Below are 18,554 nucleotides of genomic sequence, written 5' to 3'. Positions count from 1 at the left end.
TGCAGGGCTGACAACCGATTCCAAAGGTAGAGTAAGCATCTCCCGCACGCCCGATCCAGACGACTCGAAAGTGTGTTTTCCGAGGAGGGTTGCGAAGAGATTCAGTGGGTCGTGCGCGCATCCAGCCCAGATTCATTCGCTATACGGTCTTCAGTGCCAAACACTCCATGCACGAAATCATTTGCCCTCACTGCAAGAAAGCATTCAAGATCGATGAAGCTGGCTATGCTGATATTCAGAAGCAGGTGCGCGACAGCGAGTTCGACAAGCTGCGCGAAGATTTAGAAAAAAAGTTGCACGAGCGGCTGCAACTGGCCGAGCAGGAGAAGCGCAACGCCATCGCGCTGGAACAAGCCAGGATGGCCGGTGAATTGACAAGCAGTGCTGCGAACAAGGATGCCGAAATCCAGGACCTGAAAAACCAGCTGGAGGCGACGGCCCTGGCCAGCCAGTTGGCCGTGACCCAGGCCCTGAGCGGGCTGGAAAAAGAGCGTGATGGGTTGCTCAACCAGCTGACCCAAGCTCAGCAGGAGCAGCAAAGCGCCGAACTGCTGGCCGCCGCGCGGCTGCAGGCCGAACTGGAGAAAACCGCTGCGGCCAAAGATGCGGAAATCCAGAGGCTCAAAGCCCAGTTGGACGGCGAAGCCGTGGTGCGCCAGTTGGCCGTGAACGACGCCGTCAGCGATGCGCAAAAGCAGCGCGACGATCTGGCGCAGCAACTGCGCCAGACCCAGCTTGAACAGAAAGCCCAGGCCGAACTGGCCCAGGCCCGGCTGGAAAGCGAGTTGCAAAAAAACGCTGCCAGCAAAGAGTTGGCGTTGCAGACCCTGAAATCTCAATTGGATGCCACGTCAGTTAGCCACCAATTGGCGATTACCGAGGCCGTGGGCAAGGTTCAGCAAGAACGGGACAAGTTCAAAAACCAACTGGACCGCGCCGCGCTGGAAAAGGAACTGGCCGAAAAATCGCTCAAGGACAAGTACGAAACCCAACTCAAGGATCGCGACGAAGCTATTGAGCGCCTGCGCGACATGAAGGCCAAGCTCTCGACCAAGATGGTGGGCGAGACACTGGAGCAGCACTGCGAAATCGAGTTCAACCGCATTCGCGCCAGCGCTTTTCCGCGCGCTTATTTCGAGAAGGACAACAACGCCAGCAGCGGCAGCAAGGGCGACTTCATCTTCCGTGAGAGCGACGACGCACGGACCGAGATCGTCTCGATCATGTTCGAGATGAAAAACGAGAACGACCAGACGGCCACCAAGAAAAAGAACGAAGACTTCTTCAAGGAACTGGACAAGGACCGAACGGACAAAGGCTGTGAATACGCGGTGCTGGTCTCTTTACTGGAGCCTGAGAACGAGCTCTACAACAGCGGCATTGTCGATGTCTCGCACCGCTACCCGAAGATGTACGTGGTGCGACCACAGTTCTTCATTCCCATGACCACGCTGCTGCGCAATGCGGCGATGAACTCGCTTCACTACAAATCCGAGCTGGCCCTGGTGAAAGCGCAGAACGTGGACATCACGCGCTTCGAGACCCAGCTGGAAGACTTCAAGACCTCGTTTGGCCGCAACTGGCGTCTTGCCTCCGAAGGTTTCGAGGAAGCTGTTAAGCGCATCGACGAAGCGATAAAGGACCTGGAGAAGACCAAAGATGCGCTCTACAAGTCGGCCAACAATCTGCGCCTGGCCAACGACAAGGCCGAAGATCTCACTGTCAAGAAGCTGACACGCGGCAACCCCACCATGGCTGCCAAGTTTGCTGAGCTGAAGACCGAAGGCCCCGCTGAGTCAGATTGACAGGGAGTCAAGGGCTGGCACAGTTCAGTTGCTGCCGCTCAGACACAGGCCATGACTCAGCTGTTCATTGCCAATAAAGTCGTAGACAGCTCCACCGGGTAAGCGAGACTGCGTTCCGGGTGGGCCATCGACGGTGAAGTCGTAGATAGCCCGGGACCTGCTGAATGGATTGAGGCCCGACCCGCATAGATGTCATAGACAAGCCAGCATCGCTAAGACTCGACGGTTGGGATCCAGCCCGGGGTGTGCATGTATTCATCTGCACCCCGGGTTGGTCAATATTCGATTGGCGCCAACTGGTCAGGCGAGGAAAGGATCGTGGAAACGGTAGACCCGCCCTCGCTCGTTCAACTCGCTCACGCGCTGCAGGCTCTCCACGTCTGAAGTGCTCTGACGCCTCAGGGTCGCGTACAGCAGATAGAACTCAGTCTCCAGATCGCCGGCAAATATCCCGGGGTCGTCGGACCCTAGGCACGTCATGATGGCCGGGTCGCCGGCTTCGACATGGCCGGGTACGCGCATCCAGCGCAATGCATGGTGCTCGTCGATGCAATAGTACTGACTGATTCGGACGTTGCTCGATGGCAAGGTCTCGATCAGCACGGACCGGTCGGCGACGGCCTGCATCAGCGCCTGCTGCAGCCGGAGGTAGGCGGGAGCATCGAGAAAGGCGGCTTCCTTAGAGATCCACTCGTCGGTTCGTTCCTGGATGCCTTCGTCGCTTAGCCACCGCCAGAGCAACTCGACCTGTCGCGGTTGCTCGTCCCGTGCGCGACGGACCACCGCGGCCTCTTCGCGCCAGAGATCGCTTAGGGGTTCACTGTCGGCGCCTTCCGGGTCGACTTTGTGGCGAAGAAGCGATTGCCGGCACAGACCACGGAGCGCCATCGCGCCTTCGAGATCGCGTGCTGGGATGGACTCGCGGAAGACCTGCCGGGCCGTGGCCTCCAACTCGCCCTGCAGGCGGTGCGCCGTGGCCTGCATGTCAGGCAGGTCGCGCAGCAGCTGCCAACCGGCCAGAACGCCGAACATCCATTCACCGCGAGTGAGGTTGAGCCTGTCGGGCATGCGATCGAGCCACAAGCTGGGTCGGATCCCCATGGCTGTCCCGTGCCCGATGCGATCGCCGTCCTTTAGGTCGAGCAGGGTCAAGGCCTCCCAGATGGCCGCGATGCCTGAAAGCAGATGCCGGAAGTCCTCACCGGCGTGGTAGCTGCGTCGCGTCAGGCCCGCCCGCTGGCAGACGCGATACACAGGAGCGAATACGTCGGCGGGAGCGTGCAGTTCGTTCGCGGCCGCATCGACGCCCCGAACCCAGGTCCGCAGCCGCGGCCAGGTCGACAGCGATCGCAGCAGCACGCCGGTCACTTGGCGCAGGCGCTTGTCCAGGGCATGGTGCCGGTAGGGGCCTGCACGGTGTCGCGGGATCGCCGACCAGGGTTGTTTGATGAAGTGGGCGACCAGGGTCAAGCGATGGAAGGCCCGGTCCGAGGTGGGTGGCTTCGCGAAGTAGCGCTCGAGTTCGGCCAACACGTCCGACAGCGTCCTTGGCTTGGGGTTGGCCGTCTGGCCTGCCGCACCGACCTCATGCAGGTAGCTGCAATAGCCGCCCAGGATCGAGCGCAAGAGCGTCTCTACCCCTTCCAACGAATCCTTGGGCGCGAATCGCCCCTCCAGGTAGCCGATCTTGCTGATGGTGGAACGGCCATGCATGGCGAGGAAGCGACTCTGGTAGTCCCTTTCCGCCGGCGCGCGAAGCTCTGTAAGGGTGAACTTCTGGAACTGGTCGAAGCCGTACTGCGACTCGCCCTGCACCAGGAGCCGGTAGTGCTCGTGCATCAGCAGCAGGTAGGCGTGCAGCATCCGGGACAGCGTCGCGCTAGGCCGTGCCTGCAGGGAGGCGAGCAGCCGGGACATCCAAACCAGCTCGTCGCCGATCTCGAGGCCTTGATGCCTGGGCAAGTTGGGCGTTTGCAAACCGACTGACCACTCAGATTCGTCCATCTCGTCCAAGTCGTGGCAGGAGACTGGAAATCGCGAGTTTGGGGCGATCCGATGCTCGCTCGCGGCCTTCAACCAGGCTCGCAGGCGGCCTGCGACCCGCAGGTGTCGGTAGAAGACATGGGGCGTCAGATAGGGATTGGCCTGCTCCACGAGGTCATGCAGGCGAGCCGAATTCGCTCCTCCGGTCCAGGCCTTGACGAACTCCTCGCTCTCAGCCCGCGGTTCGCCGAGAGCCCGAAGCCAACACACCTCGGCGTGGGTGCTTCCGTTCAGGTGCAGGTGTGTCTCGTGCAAGCCCTCGCGGTCGATGTAGGCGGAAACGGGGGGCTCGTCAGGGCGCAACATCGGCAGCACTTGCCACTGCCACGGGACTCGCGGTCGATCCCCCCTGTTGCGTTGGAGTTCGATGGCACGCATACCATCGCCCACGGACTCAGGTCGAGCCCACAAGTATGCTGCGGCGCGTACGGGAAGCGTGGACATACGGCTGGCCAACCCTTGCTGCCAAGCGCCGAGCTGATCGCGTCGTACCCAGGCTTCGCCGTGTCGCCATTCCAGGAACTCGTCGCGCAATTCGACCAGCAGGGCCAAGGGCAGGCTGGCCTGCCGAAATTGACATTGACTCAGCCGTTGCCACGCCGAGTCGAAGACGTGATCGGGGTAGCGAGCCGCCCAAGCCTGGAACGCCAGATAGACCGGCTTGCGGAGTTCCGACCACCCCACCCCCGACGTGAAGGGCGTCGACCAAGCGGTCTGGAGGACCCGGTGGTCCGACAGCGCCAGGATGGCCAGGAGGGAGCCGACAGAAGCGGCTTGGGCGTTCATAATTCGTCGTCGGCGACGCTCGCCACGGGCGCCGAGTTGTCTGTCGACGCGGAAGGCTTGGCAGTTGCTGGCCCCCCGGCGATTGAGATCTTCTTCATCTCGCGCGCGAGCGCCGCTGGGCGCAGCAGCAGCTTGATCGAATCCTTGTCAGTGCCGGCCGGGAACAGCCCGATGAGCGCGTTCGCGACATCGTCGGTCGACTCCAGAAGACCAAGAATCAGGGGGCAGGTCGCCACGATGGATGTCAGCGGCAACTCATCCCTGCGAAAGCTCATGCCCTTCAGCTTGTCGATGAAGACCTTTGTCGACACGCGCGGGTTCCGTCTATCCTGGACGGAGGGTGTTGGCGTTGCGGAGGGCTTCACCAGCAGATGATGTTCCGACTCTTCCACAAGGAATGCGTTGATCACGCACTGGGCGAAGATCTCCATGACGTCACAGAAGTCCGCATGTGGCCGCAAGTCGTCACAGGCGTTCTGGAGGCTGAAGAAGATGCGTGACCAGACCTTTCCCAAGGCGACAGCCGAGGGCGAAATGGCGTCCTTCAGCTTGATCGACTCTTCTCGCCACTCGGTCATCCTGCTCCAAAGGTCGCTTCGCTTCTCCAGATCCTCTTCCTTTGCAGCCCTGTATACGGCGGGGTCGGATCCTTCGTCGGAAGTGACGCTTCCTGCACGCGACCAGCTTGGCGCGGACACAGTCAATGCGGGATACACGCGGTCGAGGATCTTGTTCGATTCTTCCAGACCGGATGACAGCAGCTTCTCTATGATGCCCAGCAGGACGAAGATCGACGCATAGGTCCGCGTTCCCGAAGGGCTCGAGACATCAACCAATGCCAGAGCGAATACAGGGAATGGCGCTCTTTTGTCGCTCAGGGCGTTGCTAATCGCCGTTCTGGCTGCCATTTCGTTCGGGTTGTTGTGACGCCGCTTTCGATTCAGGCCGATCACCCCAGGAAGGACGACCCGGACCTTCGGGTTGATGCTGTAAGGCAGGGCGATCACGGCTGTCGCGCGTCTCCCCCAATCCAGGGCATCCTCTTTGCGCCCCATCCCGATGTAGTCCTTGAATCGACGCCGCCGCAAGTCCTCGGGAAGGCCTGGATCCATCTGACCCTCGGCCAGTGCGTACAGACTGACACTGCCGGGCCCGCGCAGCAGGTAGCGAAGCGTCGTCCCCGGCTGCAGGGCGCAGACCTTTGGCACTTCCGCTGCCAACGCCATGAAGCTCGATCGGATGTCTTGGTTCGCCGACATGGGCCGCAGATAGGGCGCCGTATCGAGATCGCCGTCCAGAAGCGACAGGTCGAATACAGCCTGCGTCAACACGTCCAATTCCTTGTCCGACAGGGCTTCCACGTCCAACGCGAACTTGTAGAGGCTGGTCAAGCCGAGGCTCTGCAGCGCACCTGCCAAGTCCTCGGTCAGTTCAGTCGACCAATCCGCATCCTCGAATTTCTCGTCCTTGCCGACCGAGAGGTGCTGTGAGCACTTAGACATGACCTGCAACACCGAACGTAAGGGCTGAGTCGCCAAGAACTCGACATACAGCGCAACGTCGCCGGCGGTCTTGACACGAAGCCCGCGCTTCACGATGGCAGCCAGCAGGTCCTGTACCTTCGGCGTGGCGCTGACCCAAGCCGAACTCGTGACACGACAGGTCGAATCTGTCCGCTCCATGAGGTGCCGAAGCGGCAGCAGTTGACTTCTTCGGCGAATTGGAAAGAGCTTCAGCAGGTACTGCTCTTCCAAGTGGTCGATCATGCGCAGGTACTGCAAAGATCGATCGCCAGGCTTAGAGTTTCGCGTGAGGTCCAACGCGGCTTTGGGATCGTCCGCGACGGTCTTTGCGAAGTGCCGCCGCACGAGCAGCGAATAGAGCTCCATGTCGCCGGTGACCATGACCATCACCAGCGGCGCGTCCAGGTACTTCCGGATGCATTCCAGGATCGCGATGGCCTGCGATGCGTTCGTGTCTCCGTCGTCGAAGGCCCACATCAGCGCCTTCACGCCCAGGATGCGGCAGGCGATGGCGAACAGCTGATGAAGTCTCGCGCGCAGGCTCGCGCCGTCGCTCGCGCGTTCCAGCCCCCAGTCGAGGAATAGGTCCGGATCGTGGCCGTCGAGCGGGTGGTAGTCCCGGGCAAACAGGCTCAACCCGCCAGCGACGCTCTTAAAGGCCTGACGCCATTCGTCGCGAATGCGTTCGTCCTCGCCATGCCGTAGGCCCTTAAGCTCGCTGTCGACCCGCTTCTTGAGGCGTTGAAGTATCAACAGCAGCGGCACTTCACTTAGCTCAAGGCGACTGGGATCGATCAGCCCGATGAAGGCCATCCGGCCGCGGATAGCCTTGTCGTCCTCGAAGGCCTTCTTGACGGAGCCCATGAAGGTGGATTTACCAGCGCCGCGAGTACCGTCAAGGAATTGCGTCCACCCGCCGCCGGTCTGCTCGTCGCCCAAGGTCGAGCCCCCCGGATCGGGCAAGGCATCCAAATGTCGGATCACTTGGTCTCGAAGATGCGCGAACTGCCGGCGATGGACCAGTTGATCCTCTGGAAGCGCCAGGGCGCTGTCGCCATGGTCCAGGTGAATCAGGACGTCGGAGGTAGATGGCATGTCGTGGTTTTGAGGGGGAGGCGGGGTGATGTCCCAGGACGTGGTGAAAGTTCTTGAAGAAATACGCCCTGCGAGAGATGGGGTGGCCTTCGTGTAGCACCCGGATAAGGTTGAGGTGGAACCCAAGCAACTTCAGCCAAGGAGAAATCACTGCGACCGCCTCAACTATCGCATGTGAATCGCCCGTGAAGCGCCCCGAGTTTCGCGGAGGCCAGTTGGTTTAAGTCAGACGGTCGCGGCCTGATCAGCGCGTTGTTGATGGTAGTTTGCCTCTAACTCTGCGGGCGGGACATTGCCAAGTGGCCCCATCAATCAATGATGGTTGAACCAGGAGACCCATTCCAGCGTGGCCAGCTCGACAGCCTGCTTGGTCTTCCACGGTCCACGACGGTGGATGATTTCGGCCTTGTACAAGCCGTTGATGGTCTCGGCCAGTGCGTTGTCATAGCTGTCGCCCTTGGAACCCACGGAGGGCTCGATCCCGGCCTCGGCCAGCCGTCCGCTGTAGCGAATCGAGAGATATTGCGAGCCCCTGTCGGAATGGTGAATCAGGCCATCGTCCTCTGAGGGCTTGCGGTCGTACAGGGCCTGCTCCAGCGCATCAAGCACGAAGTCGGTGTGCATGGAACTGCTCTGGCGCCAATCTACGATGCGGCGGCTGAACACGTCAATGACGAAGGCCACGTAGACCCAGCCCTGCCAGGTCGAGACGTAGGTGAAGTCCGAGACCCACAGCTGATTGGGCCGATCAGCCCTGAACTGCCGGTTGACCCGATCAAGCGGACATGGCGCCTTGGGATCAGCGATGGTGGTGCGCTGCGCCTTGCCTCGGCGCACGCCCTGCAGGCCTTGCACGCGCATCAGCCGCTCGACGGTACAACGCGCCACGCTGACGCCCTCCCGATTGAGCTGAAGCCAGACCTTGTCTGCGCCATAGACCTGCAGGTTGGCGCGCCACACACGTTGGATCAGGGGGACCAGCTCCGCATCGCGCTGAGCACGTAGCGAGCGCAAGGCTGGTTGCCGCTGACGTGCGGCGTGCAGCCAATACGCTGATGGGGCGATCTGCAAGACATGGCAGATCGACTCGACCCCAAACTGCTTGCGGTGCTGGTCGACGAAGGCCTTCAGGACTTGATCCGGCGGTCGAGCTCCGCCTGGGCGAAAAACGCGCTGGCCAGCTTCAGGATCTCATTGGCCTTGCGCAGTTCACGTACCTCGCGCTCCAGGTCTTTGATGCGCTGGGCTTCGGCTGTCGAGACGCCGTCACGTTGTCCAGCATCGCCTCGTGCTGACGCACCCAGGTGTGAAGGGTCTGTGGGACACATCCGATCTTCTCGGCAATCGATTCGATGGCCGCCCATTGCGACGGGTACTCCGCCCGGTGCTCCTGCACCATGCGCACGGCGCGCTCGCGCACCTCAGGCGAAAACTTCGGGGACTTCTTCATGGCTCCATTCTCCAGGGTTGGAGCCTCCGCGAAACTCGGGGCGCTTCACTTCGGCGAAGCGACTGCTAGCCAAGAGCAGTGCACGGGGTATCGCAGAAAGAAATCTTCATCTCTGAGCAATGGTGTGCAGTTGCCTTTCATACACCAGTAGGCGTCATCTACCAGAATGTCGAAAACGCGAGCCAAATCAGAATTCTGTCCGCCTTCTTGTAATATTAGAAACATGGCCCACAGAGGCAAGACAAGTTCAACAGGGGGGCGACCATGGCTGGCCAGGGGAATCTGCAGGTAAGGAAGAACCGCGGCGCCAGGCATGCTCTGAGGAAGCTCGTTATGGCATGGGCTCGCGACAGCGTGACAGGACAGCCTCGCTACATCCTCGAAGTCGATGCAAACCACCGAGGAGCAAAGTGCGATTGCGAATGCCCCAGCTGCGGGGAGCCTCTAACCGCGGTCAATGCCGCAAAATCCGAGTTTGTTATTCGTCCTCACTTTCGGCATCCAGACGGTGTCGAACGAGATGAATGCCTCGTACTCACAGCCAGAGTTGCGGCCATGCGCCAGCTCATGGAAGACGGTTGGATTGACTTGCCGCTTCGCAGGCGTACAGCGAGCGCAACAGGGCTGACCGGCAGCTCATATGAGGCTTGGGTGGAACACCCTGCGATGCGGCACAAGGTCCACTATGCACAATTCGAGGACCCAACCCGAGCTATCCTTACCCTCGATGACGGCCGAGTGCTTCATGTACTTCTGACCGGAAAACCTGGGACCGACATCAGTACCTTGGGTCGAGATGGACTGCCCTTACCCACTATCTATCTGGACATCGAAACACCTGAGCTAGCCCACATGAGTCCAGAGGAGCTTCGGGCGAGGCTACAACTCCTACCCGACAGCATGCAGTGGTGCTCTCACTGGCAGGACACTGAACTCGATGCGCAGGCCTTGGCCCAGGCAACCGAGAAGGCTGTCCAACATTTCGATGCAGTCCCTGAAGGGCTCGTACTTCCGGAGGGCCTGAACCAGACGCAGCGCCGGGAGACCTTGCTTCACCTCGAGGTGAAACGCATCCTCGAAGAACAGTGCAGGCTCAAGGTCCCGGCGCTTGAAGCTACGGTAGTCGTGCCGACAACCAGGGGCCGCCACCTTGCCGACAGATGGTCGGCACCAGCCCAGCAGCTCGTCCTCGACAAGGTCTGGCTGGAACACCGATTCGGACGGCTGATTCCTGACGTCATCTGCCACGCACACTCGTCCGATGGAACGACCGTCTATGAGCCGTTGCTGATAGAGGTGACCGTCACCAACATCATCGACGAAGAGCGGCACGAGCGAATTCGAGCCGCCGGTCAAGCAGCTCTGGAAATCGACTTCAGCCGCACGGGAGGCCGGTTGACACGAGAAGAGCTCGTCACAGTCGTTGTCGAAGGGTTGGAGACCAAGTCTTGGCTCCACAACCCGATACTGGAGAACCATCGCGTGACGATGCTGGCGGCGCTCGAAGCCCGTGCATCAGTCATCGCAGAGCAAAACGCTCGGCGCGAGCGAGTCCTTGCCACACCGTTAGAAGACATCAGGCAGGAGTACTTGAACGCGGTTCTCGAGCTCAATGATGTGCGAGTGATGACCGATGATGATGGTCGCCAGCTCCCACACGCCATTCCTCTAGAGAGGGCTGCCAAGGAGCGTTTGGCCGATGCGGCGGACAAGCTGACCATCCATGGATATCCAGAAGCGACGGATGAGCGCCTGGTCGGACACACATCAATCCTCGCACGCATCCTGAGCTGCAAGCACAATCGTCCGGTGGGCTACAAGCTGGCAAACGTGGCAGGTGTACTGAACGCTGCACGGCAGACGAAAGGACGGAACCGGACTTTCCACTCTCTGGTGATGATTGCCTTCAGCGTCTATGAGCCCGACTTAAAGCCGAGTCAGCGCCAGTGGTACGACGTTTGGCGCCAGGAGGTTGTGGACGGCATCAGGGCCAATGAGCAGGACTTCATGCGGAACACCATCTTCGACCGTCTGCTATCGCTGCTGTTTCCCGAAATGGCCGAGGCTTTGGCCAAGCCATGGGGGAAACACGTCAATGACCTACGCTGGGATGATGGTGAGCAGATGTTCCGCAGGCCTTTCGATACGGAACTCAAGCCAGCGTTTTTCCTAGAACGCCAGCCCTTGGTCAGCAAACATGACGCCCCTCTCATCGATACCGCCCCTACCGACTATTGGCTAAAGGGCCGTGACCTGGAAGCTTGGAAACGAGCCAATCCTTCCCGAGCAGCAGCCTTCCCGGCTCCACAAAAAGACAGCGACCAATAGCCGAGTCCGGGCTGAGGTCACAAAACATCCATTGAGCACCTGACATGGCACTGTTCATCCTGAAGCCGATTCTTTGGAACACCAATGGCTACCGCAAGCCAGGAGGCGTAAAAACCGACCCGAAAAGCTTCCCAGGCATGTGGGGATTCGGGCATGAAGAATGGAACAACTCTCCGCGCCTGGCTTTCAAGGAGCGTGGCTTTTCCTACCGCGTCTTTCACACTGAGCGGCCTAAAAAGGCACCGCTTGCCGAAAATGCTGGCCAGACCTTCGTCTTCATGACCGCCACACACGATGGAGTCCAGCAGTTGGTTGGCGTCGCAGGAAACGCCAAGTTCCAGCTCGACAGGCAAGAGCGTCTCCGCATTGCGGACAGGCTGGATATCGACTCTCTAGCAGCCGGTGCCTGGGAGCTAGACAAGGTGCAAGCTCTTGGCTCTGACGGCTTCGAAGAAATCTGGGACACGAACCGTCACTGGATTCCGAACTGGGTATGTCCAGCCGAATACTACCTGTGGTTCGATAAGCCAGTCACTCTTGATGCGATGCAGCTGACGGGCAAAGCGGCACTGGCAAAGATGTTCTCTTCCCACATGACTGTCGAGCGCAAGTTCGCTGCCATGGTGATGAACATGGTGCCTGACGCACAGCGCTGTGAGGCCTGGGTTCGGCTCATGGATGCGATGGAGAGTGCACCTACGGAATTCATCGCCATCCCAGACATCGACGATGAACCAAGAGCGACAACGCGCATGGCGATGGACCAAGCGCGTATTGGACAGGGTGCGTACAGCGAACGTGTGATGCAAAAATGGGGACGTGCCTGCGCTGTCACTGGCCTGAAGTGCAAAGGACTCCTTCGAGCTTCGCACGTGAAGCCATGGAAGTCGAGCAACTCGTTCGAGCGTCTGGATGCGGACAATGGCCTCATGCTTGCGGCGCATTTGGACGCGCTTTTCGACCGAGGATTCATTTCGTTCGATGGCCAAGGACAGATGCTCATTTCTGAGCGGCTTCCCCTAGACGAGCGCGAGCACTTCGCTCTCCCGCAACCACTGCGTACACGACCCAACGCTAAGCTACGGTACTACCTGGAGTACCACCGAACAATGTCTTACTATCCGCCAGCTTGACGAAAGGCCGGCGAACAAAAAATGGTTGAAAGGCCCGACAGATGCCAGCTCACCAGTCCGTCTTTCTGCACAGCTCACGTGTCGGCTTCTTGGTCGGGCCCAGCTGCCCGGAGCGTCACAGCGGACACCGCGGCCACTCCGTGTGCTTCAGCTCATGTCCACATACTGTGGCCTAAATCGAGCCTGATGCGATGCCATGACTAGACGCTACGACGCCACCGCCGAGCCCAAATCCTTCAGCGTCGGGCCCTTGGCGTCTTCCTGTGGGTCAGCAGATACGCTCACGAGCCGGCCTTCATCGCTGAACCGCATACCAAGGCCTTGAACCCATATGTAGCCCCCCCTTCTCCACTGGCGCCATCGCGGCACCGGTTCGTTGGGCTGCGGCGATAACCTCCTCTTGCGTCGCCTCTTCATCTGCCGCCACCGGTAGAACCGCAAGTGCTTGATTCAGAAGCGTCGATGCGTCTCCTGCAGCCTGTTCAAGATGCGCCATCGTCGAACTCTGCTCGTGGGCGTGAAGCGCCCACGCCGCGTTCGTGGCAATCAGGACAGCGGCCAGGCCACCGAGGGCCAAACTAGTTTTTCTCGCCATTCTTCATCGGAAAGGATGCAGCTCTTGAGAGCACTCGATATCTGCATAATACTGGATACGCGTACAGCCATCAAGCACCATCGCCAAGCGCTTGAGCAAGACTAGACTACGCGCAGAACATCGGCGCAGAGGTAGAGCTTCATGGCCAAATTGACTGTCAACGCGGGTCACATACAAATCCGGTCAGCGACCACTCCGACCGGGAGCGGCATCCCTCGGAACGAGAGCACCGCGACCCATGTGGTGCTTCGCAACGAGTTGACAATTGCTGAAGGCACCGTTGGCTTTCATGTGGTTGTCAACGTACCAAGGCCGTTTGCCCAGGAGACCGATTCCGCTGAACTGCTTGCCATAGCGTGGGTGGCTCAGGAACTTCCGGTTTACCTGAGCTCTCATCCGTACTGGGATTTTTTCCAAGCGCGTGAAATCAATGTTGAGGCGCCTATCCAGACGCTGAACATAAACAAGCACAGGCCGTGCTCATTTGACATCGAGCCAGACCCCGGCCTGCTTCAGCGAACTCAGGAAATGCTCCAGTATCTTGAGCAAGTCAAAGCGCGTTTCGATGAGGCAAAAAGCAAGCTCTCTCGGTTTGCACTACACAACCAGCCACCTGGCTACCAGCACACACGCGGCGAAGCCTACGCGCACTTCAGAACCATCGAAGATATCCTGGATGCCGGTGCCGACATTGGAGCCTACCGTGCACAGGATGCTCGTTCGGCTCAGCGTGAGTACGACGAGCTGGCCAGCCGTGTCGATACCAAACGACCGGCTTATCGAATGGCAAGAGACTCGCTGCTGCGCTTTGTGCTACGAGTAGAGTTCCCCAGCACATGGCACGAAAGGCCGCGTGCGTAGTCATCAAGGTTCAGGATGCTTGAGCCCAAAGTTTGCAAACTGGTCGATAAAGGATTTCTCCGATGCCAAGAGCAATGCCCCGAGCGCCCAGCGGTGAGCGACGAGGCGCCATCGTGTCCCCAACCGGCAATCGGCGAGAGTTCACGATAGTGCGCGAGGCTAGCGTCAAGGATGGCCGATACAAAGAACTGGTTCTGCAGCGATTGCACTTTGATGATGGAGCGGTGCAACTGCGTTTCGGCTACTACGTGATTAGCAAGAAAAAAGGCTTTGAAGGTAAGCGCATCTGGGGCCGCAGCGCGCTGATGCTCGACCAGTCTCAGTTGGATGAGCTCCTACTGCAGGCGGCAGATTGGGCCAAATGAATTCGGCCACAAGCAGATACTCCGAACATGCTCAACAAAGACATCAACTCGCGTTTTGAAGACTGGCTCATTAGCCCACGAGAGACACTCGATTTCGAGGTTAAGCGATGGTTGGACATGACAGACGTCGAGTGCCAAGGCCTCGTCGCCAAGGCACTCATTGCGCTGGAGAACCATGGTGGCGGCTTTCTCCTGTTCGGTTATCTTGAAAACGAGGAAAAGGTTCTGATACCAGACGCTAAGCGTCCGGAGTCGCTTGAGCCGTACCTGACCGATGCGCTGAACGCCATACTGAAAAAGCGTGCCGAGCCAGTATTCCACGTCGAAACGACGGTGCAAAAGCATCCGGAGACAGGAGAGGAATTTCCACTGGTGCGCGTGGCAGGCAGGTCGAAGGTACCTGTTCGCTCAGATAGCGCCACCGCGCAGGGCGCCTTGAAGCAGCACGTCTACTACATTAGAGCTCCAGGCCCGGAAAGCCGCGGTCCATTGAACGGCTCCGAATGGGATGCTCTGCTGCGTCGGTCCGTTCAAAATCAGCGAGACGAAATCCTAGGCCTGCTTCGGTCGATGATGCCAGGTACTGGTGAGCTGATGCCCCACCAGAAAACTGATGAGCAAGACGTTCTCCATCAGTTCGCTCAAACCTGCACTGCTCGTTGGAAAGAGCTGAACGCCACCCTCCCTCCTGAACACCCAGCTAAGATTTCCCTGGGCTACTTTTCGTTTGCCGCCCGCATTTTGGGCACAGCCAAAAACAAGCCAGTCGCGGAAGTGATGCGCCGAAACGAAAGTGCTCGAAAGTACACCGGCTGGCCAACCTTCGTCTCGATGACATCGAAGGAAACCAAACCAGCCCTTGTAGATGGTGGACTGCAAGCATGGTTGGCGCACATCGTCTCGCCAGATGTCGGTCATGCAGACTTCTGGCGCATAGAGCCTGAAGGCAACTTCTTTCTACTGCGTGGCTATCAGGAGGATTCGAACGGCGATTTCGGCACCACCAGCCAAGCCGGTAAAGGTTTCGAAGCTTCATTGCCGGTGTGGCGCTTCGGCGAGTTTCTTCTGCGCGTAGTAGAACTCGGAGAGTTCATGTTCGAGCCAGATTTCGAAATCTTGGTGGAATGCACCTGGACAGGTTTGAAGGGGCGTAGCGTCTTCTCGCACAACATGCGCAGACACATCCGCTCCGGATTCACAACGGTCGCTGACGAGGCCACCATCCATGGTCGATTCAGCCACCAAGTAGCCCGCGACCTACTTCCAGAATCCGTGAAATCCGTTATTCAGCCGCTCTTCGAGCACTTTGACTTCATGCAGGCACCGGACGAGTTCTACACGGAGGAGCTAGGCGAGATGAAAAACAACCGCTTCTGAAGCAGGCACTGGTGGCTGGCTCCCCTTACAAGCTCGAACGGGCCTTCTCCAGCCTCACGTCGCCACCGCCGATGTCCGCCTCGTTGCGCCATCCAAGACAGCTATCCCGCAGGTTTCAGCCACTGCTACGGATGTGGCACCGCAAATCCCCATGGTCATAAGCTCAAAAGCTACATGGTTGACGGTCGGGTTGTGGCGACTTTCCTCGCCGACCCGAAGTACAGCGGTGGATTTCCTGACAGCGCTTACGGGGGACTGCTGGCTTCTTTGCTTGACCGCCATGGCATAGCGACGGCATCTGCCTTTGCGCGTCAGGAACAAGGTGCACAAGCGGATGAGGCACCCAGTCGCTTTGTAACGGGCTCACTGAAAGTCGACTTCAAACGCCCTACCCCGTTGGGGCCGAACTCCAACTGGAGGGCAAGCTTCGGTCTATTGAGGGACGTAAGGTGCAGGTGGACGTACAACTACTCGCCAACGGCCAGGTCTGCGTCACCGGTGAGCTCCTGGTCATTCAGCTCTGGGCATAACGTCCAAGCCTGTCCACATCTTTCGGGATAGGTGGCGTCCGATGAGACTGACGGTATCCGTGCGCCTATTGAGCTCGATGACACTGCTATGCCCGGAAACTCAAGCGCACTTAACCGCAGACCAAACCAGCTTCAATTTAGGCGTCAAAGACCGAGACTCTTGAGCCTGTTTGCCTGCTGCACATAGAAGGTCACCGGGTCAGGGGCGCCTTTGCCGACCAAACCGAAGAACTGGTTAACGCCATCAAAGTGATTCCAGGGGTAGTCATCGCGCAGCACGCGTCCCCAATGGGCGGCACACACTGGCACGAGGCCATCGCTAGGAACGCCCGCTTCTGAGAACAGAAGGTCAGAGGGGTCCCAGGTGTTCGTCTTCGCAACGTTGCCGGCGATGGAGTAGTAGCGCACGCCATTGCTTGCCAGCTCATTTCCTTGGCCACAGCTAGCGGTAGGCTTGCCAGCCGGCCACATCTCATTGAACGCGGCCGTGTTCGAGCTCCACACCTGCAAGGCCGCGGGGTCTTGTGGCAGCGAGCCGCTGCCCGACAGCCAATCAATGAGCTTGCCAGCACTTGAGAAAACGCCAGGATTGCTTGCCAGAAGCTTCACGATGCTGTCGGGATTCGCGCCATCAACCACATGGGGCGATTGAACTGAAGTAACGCTTGCAACCAGGTCAGGAGCTACTCCGGCAACGTAGCGCGCCGTGGGACCACCAAGGCTGTGGCCAACGAGATTGAACTTCTTGTATCCCTTTGCTGCTGCCCATTCCCGCAGCTGTTTGAGGAGTTGCTCACCTCGCACGTTGTTGTCGTTCACCGCGGAAACCTTGGCAACCAACACGACGGCACCGCTTTGCCGCAAAGCAGCGGGAATCTGATACCAGTAATCCAGGCCCAGGATAGTGTCCCACCCCATCAGGCCATGCACCAGCACGATGGGATGACGGGTACTTGCGTAACTTTTGTCTTGTGCTACTGGAGTGCCCGAATGAACTGTGCCAACACCAAAAGCCAAGCTTGCGGCTAGAACAGCAAGACCAGACCGAACTCTTGAGATGCGGCTCATGAAGTCCCTTGCGTATGGAGAACTGCGCTCGATTCTCTCGGCTTGAGGGAATGAGCCAATCGGGAGTAACGCCTAAGGACACTCAAATGCAGGCCTAGCTCACTTCCAGGCCGTTGGTGCAGTTGTACGCTCTATCCAAACATCCTTCGCTGCAAACCAAGCATCACGTCGGTTTGGCTTCGCATTTCGAGGTTCAGCACTGCCAGCTAGCCAAAGACTACGCAGCTCAGCGTCCGCCTGCTGAACCATTGGCTCCGCAAGTATGCGCTGGCATGCCTTGCGTAAGCCTCGCACAGAGTGATAAGGCTGCCACGCGAACTCCGCGTACCAGTCCACGTCCGGAGCGACCATCCGAAAGGCATCATCGCTGTAAGGCGCCGTCGAGACATCCGACTTGAGGAACAGCACCGCCCACGGCAAGTCAAACAATGCAGTGAGCAATTCACGTCGAAAGACGTCGCGCTCCTTGTTGGCAAAGGCGACGAAGGCTCGATTGAGGGACGCGAGACCATGCGTGTCATTCTTGCTGTGACGCAACGAGAGCTTGGCAGCCGAGTAGTCCTGCACCTCCAGCAGCAACAGGGGTAGCAAGAAGCGCATACCTTGGTTGTCCTCTGGATTTAACCTATAGACCTTCCTCGCAATCGCCAAGGATGACCGTACGTCGGTCCACAGGTAGTGGACCCGGCACTGCAGAGCTAGAAGCCGCAAATACACTCTGTTTGAAAGGTAAACCCAGGGAATGCGGCCAGCAAAGTCCTTGGGAATACAGCGGTGAGCTAGTCGAACATAGTCATTCACCATCTTCCTGGCGGCGGCATATTCGCCTGTCTTGAGTAGCAGCGAAGCCTTAACAAGGCCGCCTTCGAGGAAGCCTGGTTGCTCCCGTAAGACCTCATCAAGCCATCGTCCCGCATCTAGCTGTTGGGGCTTGGATTGCTCTGCGAAATCAAGTGTCTGCTCATCGAGCATCTCGGTAAGGGCCATGCATGCCGGGCTTCTGGAAAAGGCCCCTGGAGCCCGCCGCCTGCCACCAGCACTGACCTCATCAACCTGGAATCCATACAAGGGCTTGCTTGCCTCGAGCAAACGACGACCAACTACTTCATGCCAGGCGGCACTGCCAGACAATCCAGCACAGACAACATCCAATACGACCTCGGGCGCAGCACTAGTAAGACGAGCGACCTTCTCAGCAAACGCTTCAAGCTCACCTATGTGGGCCGGGGCCAGAGGAACCTCCTCCTGGTGCTCGACCAACAAGAAGTATGTTCCCGAGAGGCGCTCAAGCCAGCTACTGGGAGCTTGGGCATCATCATTGTTGTACCGGTTCAGCTCTCGGTTCAGTTCAAACCAGTCCTGAAATCCAGTGGCCTTTGAGAACGCTTCATACGCCGAGGACCGAGATACTGCGCAAGCCTTGGCAATCAGCTTTGAGGCGAACTTGATGCGCTCCTGCAAGCGCATAGACACCCCAGAGGGGTAGTGCATTAGCCAGAATCCGAGGTGCTCAGCGTCGAGCTGGGCGAGATGCGCCCTATAGCCATTAGTAAAAGACATGAAAACTCCTAGCAGTGTTGACGCCGACCGAAAAC

At 58.9% G+C, this 18,554-nt stretch carries 10 protein-coding genes, 1 pseudogene and 1 other annotated feature; of the genes and pseudogenes, 6 read left to right on the top strand and 5 right to left on the bottom strand.

All coding sequences use genetic code 11. The annotated features are described in order from the left end of the window. Window positions 1-167: 167 nt before the first annotated feature. Entirely contained in the window at window positions 168-1,805 is a 1,638-nt protein-coding gene (locus EIP75_RS21815) for a DUF2130 domain-containing protein (RefSeq protein ID WP_125245315.1), read from the top strand. 300 nt (window positions 1,806-2,105) lie between these two features. Here the strand turns inward: EIP75_RS21815 and EIP75_RS21810 are convergent, their stop codons facing one another. From EIP75_RS21810 to EIP75_RS21800, 3 genes and pseudogenes are all read right to left on the bottom strand, one after another. Then, the gene (locus EIP75_RS21810) at window positions 2,106-4,634 is read right to left on the bottom strand and encodes an amidohydrolase family protein (RefSeq protein ID WP_125245314.1); all 2,529 of its coding nucleotides are present in this window, start codon (window positions 4,632-4,634) and stop codon (window positions 2,106-2,108) included. Beyond that, the gene (locus EIP75_RS21805) at window positions 4,631-7,252 is read right to left on the bottom strand and encodes a hypothetical protein (protein WP_125245313.1); all 2,622 of its coding nucleotides are present in this window, start codon (window positions 7,250-7,252) and stop codon (window positions 4,631-4,633) included. The genes EIP75_RS21810 and EIP75_RS21805 overlap by 4 nt, the downstream gene beginning before the upstream one ends. 225 nt (window positions 7,253-7,477) lie before the next feature. Beyond that, a pseudogene (locus EIP75_RS21800) lies at window positions 7,478-8,702 on the bottom strand (IS3 family transposase). After that, window positions 8,309-8,425: a sequence feature (AL1L pseudoknot), on the bottom strand. Its footprint overlaps the pseudogene before it by 117 nt. 555 nt (window positions 8,703-9,257) lie before the next feature. On the opposite strand from EIP75_RS21800, the gene EIP75_RS21795 reads away from it, so the two are divergent. From EIP75_RS21795 to EIP75_RS21775, 5 genes are all read left to right on the top strand, one after another. Beyond that, window positions 9,258-11,030 carry a hypothetical protein gene (locus tag EIP75_RS21795; protein WP_125245312.1) on the top strand — a complete coding sequence of 591 codons (1,773 nt, stop codon included), beginning with the start codon at window positions 9,258-9,260 and terminating at the stop codon, window positions 11,028-11,030. 44 nt (window positions 11,031-11,074) lie between these two features. Further along, window positions 11,075-12,163, top strand: coding sequence for an HNH endonuclease (locus EIP75_RS21790; protein ID WP_125245311.1), 1,089 nt, complete (start codon window positions 11,075-11,077; stop codon window positions 12,161-12,163). Window positions 12,164-12,899: 736 nt separating this feature from the next. Continuing rightward, window positions 12,900-13,619 (top strand): hypothetical protein, encoded by a 720-nt coding sequence (locus EIP75_RS21785; RefSeq protein WP_125245310.1) that lies wholly within the window; start codon window positions 12,900-12,902, stop codon window positions 13,617-13,619. A gap of 113 nt (window positions 13,620-13,732) precedes the next feature. Further along, window positions 13,733-13,984: a hypothetical protein gene (locus tag EIP75_RS21780; protein ID WP_125245309.1), complete on the top strand. Its 252-nt coding sequence runs from the start codon at window positions 13,733-13,735 to the stop codon at window positions 13,982-13,984. 27 nt (window positions 13,985-14,011) lie between these two features. Beyond that, entirely contained in the window at window positions 14,012-15,361 is a 1,350-nt protein-coding gene (locus tag EIP75_RS21775) for an AlbA family DNA-binding domain-containing protein (protein WP_125245308.1), read from the top strand. A 674-nt stretch (window positions 15,362-16,035) separates the two neighbouring features. On the opposite strand, the gene EIP75_RS21765 is transcribed toward EIP75_RS21775, so the two are convergent. Together EIP75_RS21765 and EIP75_RS21760 are read right to left on the bottom strand one after the other, a co-directional pair. Then, window positions 16,036-16,959, bottom strand: a complete 924-nt coding sequence (locus EIP75_RS21765; RefSeq protein WP_125245307.1) for an esterase/lipase family protein — start codon at window positions 16,957-16,959, stop codon at window positions 16,036-16,038. 99 nt (window positions 16,960-17,058) lie between these two features. Next, a partial coding sequence (locus EIP75_RS21760; RefSeq protein ID WP_233584991.1) for a hypothetical protein occupies window positions 17,059-18,554 on the bottom strand: 1,496 nt, incomplete at its 5' end.

The sequence above is a fragment of the Aquabacterium soli genome (genome assembly GCF_003933735.1).
Lineage (GTDB): Bacteria > Pseudomonadota > Gammaproteobacteria > Burkholderiales > Burkholderiaceae_C > Aquabacterium > Aquabacterium soli.
This window is presented reverse-complemented; position numbering and strand designations above follow the sequence as displayed.